2 protein-coding genes are annotated in these 1,647 nt (G+C 71.7%); both read left to right on the top strand.

Features of this window, described 5'->3' with window-relative positions:
* The first annotated feature begins 322 nt into the window (after positions 1-322).
* The gene (locus Pta02_RS40705) at positions 323-718 is read left to right on the top strand and encodes an STAS domain-containing protein (RefSeq protein ID WP_203880401.1); all 396 of its coding nucleotides are present in this window, start codon (positions 323-325) and stop codon (positions 716-718) included.
* 442 nt (positions 719-1,160) lie between these two features.
* The gene (locus Pta02_RS40700; RefSeq protein WP_203880400.1) at positions 1,161-1,574 is read left to right on the top strand and encodes an STAS domain-containing protein; all 414 of its coding nucleotides are present in this window, start codon (positions 1,161-1,163) and stop codon (positions 1,572-1,574) included.
* Positions 1,575-1,647 lie beyond the last annotated feature (73 nt).

Here is a 1,647-nt window from a genome sequence, read left to right as displayed (position 1 = left end):
CTCGGGCATGGTGGGTGAGGAACGTCCAGGTGGAGGCGGGCTGGCCAGCGTTGGTCGAAGCCATGGCACCTCTCTTGTGAGCCGGGGGTGATCCGGCCCGGCAGTGACGGCGGAATACCTTTACCGTAAGCTTAATGCCTGAAATTTATTTCCGGTATGACTCTTCACGAAGCGAGGTGCAGGTGAGATGATGCCAGCCAACCGGTCTCCCTCGCCTGGTGGGGGTCTGCATGGCTGTGCTTCTGCTCTGGCGCCCGCGCCCACGCATCCGCACGCGGCCCAGGCGCGCAGCCGGCCCTTTTTCGCCGTTGCCCGCAGCGCTGTGACACTCCCGCACGATGACGCTGGCGCCCCCGACGGCGCCTGCCACGGCGTCATCGGCGCGGTGCTGTATGCCGATCGCCATTTGCGCCTGATCTACCACCCCCATCCCGGCGCGACGCTGATCCATCTGATCGGCGAAGTCGACGCCGGCAACTGCGCCGCGCTGCACGAGACGCTGGCCCGTGCCGGGCACGGCGACGATTGCCTCCTGATCGACGTCCAGCGCTTGCGCTTCATCGACGCCGGCGGGATGCGCGTGCTGGCGAAACTGTGCGCCACGGGCGCGGCCCAGTTGATCAACGTGCCGCCCTACCTGCAGCGCCTGGCCGACCTGCTGGAGTTGCCCTTGCGCATCAGCGGCCCGGACGGCGGCACGACGCATGATTCTCACTGAGTGCGACCGGGGCAGATCACCATGGCGGCGCCGGCGGGCGGCCGCTCCTGCTGCACCGGGCCCTTGCGATCGCCCATCGCAGGCAAGGGCCTGGCCGCGGGCTCACCTGTTGCCGGGCGCGCCGCCCCGCATCGCTGCCCCGAGGCCGGAGCGGTCACCGCCCTGCGCGCGGCACCGGCCCGTGCCAAAGCCCAGGCATGCAGGGGCGGCCGGATCGCGTGCCCGGACCCTGCCACCAGCGAAAAGTGCCGGCTGCGGCGGGTATCGGCCGCTGGCCGAGGCCGCCAGGCAGCGGCGGACCCCGTGGCCACCGTCATGATCGCGATGTGCCGGCCGGTGGCCTACGGTGGACACCGGTGGCCACCTTCGGCCGGAGACAGCCATCCGCACGGAGGCCACGTGCATCCTCAAGGCGGCCACGTGAGGAGACAGGCGGTGGCGCATGCTGCCCCACCCTGAGCCTTCCTTGCAGACCACCACCTGGCAGCTGGATGACCTCGCCGTGCTGCGCCTGGCCGGAGAGCTGGATGCGCTCACCGCGCCGCTGGCCCTCAGCAGCGCGCAGCAGATGCTCCTCGGCCGCGCGCCGGTGCTGGTGGTGGATGCCAGCCAGGTCAGCTTCATCGCCTCGGCCGGCATCGGCGCTCTGATACGGCTGCGCCGGCAGGTCGAAGAGCGCGCCGGCCGCCTGGTGCTGGTCGCGCCGGCCGACGGCCGGGTCTGGCGACTGCTGGCGTTGATGCACCTGCTGGAGCATTTCGCGGTCTGCCCCGACCTGGAGGCCGCGGTGCGGGTGCTGCGCACCCCGCCGCCCCTGCCCGGCCGGCAGGCGGCCCCGCCCTCGGGCACGGCCTGAGCCTGCCTTTTTACCCGGGCGCAGGGGAGGAGCCGGCCAGAGTGGGGTAGCCCAGCCTGCGGCGGCGCCGCTT

Origin of the sequence: Paraplanobispora takensis, assembly GCF_016863195.1 — a bacterium.
Taxonomy (GTDB): domain Bacteria; phylum Actinomycetota; class Actinomycetes; order Streptosporangiales; family Streptosporangiaceae; genus Planobispora; species Planobispora takensis.
The sequence above is the reverse complement of the archived record's forward strand: the minus strand, read 5'-3'. Positions and strand labels throughout refer to the sequence as shown.

What these genes read in the sequence shown, in the direction of transcription:
- Pta02_RS40700 (WP_203880400.1), top strand. Translation starts at nt 1,161, where the DNA reads ATGCTGCCCCACCCTGAGCCTTCCTTGCAGACCACCACCTGGCAGCTG.